Here is a 578-nt window from a genome sequence, read left to right on the forward strand (position 1 = left end):
ATTGGGCGCTGACAGGTAGCGCCTCCGGTCAGGAACTGGCCGAGGTGGGGAGCGGTGGACGTTTCGCCGTGCTGAGCCACGAAACTCACGCTGTACCGGCGCTAGCCGGTCAGCGGGAGTAGTTCATTCTTTAACGCCGTTTGCTGTTGAGCTAAGAGCTCGAAAATATGTTCACAATTATTGGGTTGCCAACCACCGGCAACCCAATCTACCTCTACGCTAGTTTAAAAGCGCTTACACCCACCCATCAAACTGCATCACCGTACCGATGGCGGTAATGGCTTCGCTGCTGGCGGCGATTTTGACTGCGAGTCCGTTGCGGTCAAGGCTGTTGTTTTGCAATTCAGCCAGATGACCGTTGAGCTCGGTGGTGTTGGCTTGGCGGCCATAGGTGTTTTGGTACAGGGTCTGAACGTAGGTGGTGTTATCCATTTTGGCCAAGTTACTGTTCTGGGCTTGGAACCAAGCAAAGATAACATCCGCCGACAGCCGGCCGACTTGATAGTCGGTGGCGGCTTGTTTACCCAGTTGCCATTCACTGACCGAGGCATCGCGGTTGAGGAAGGTTTGGAACAAGC

General features: G+C 54.7%; 1 protein-coding gene. It reads right to left on the minus strand.

The features are described 5' to 3' along the window. Positions 1-234 precede the first annotated feature (234 nt). A partial coding sequence (locus ACYVJG_RS12915; RefSeq protein ID WP_460431415.1) for a DUF4214 domain-containing protein occupies positions 235-578 on the minus strand: 344 nt, incomplete at its 5' end.

The organism is Aquaspirillum soli (assembly GCF_054781915.1).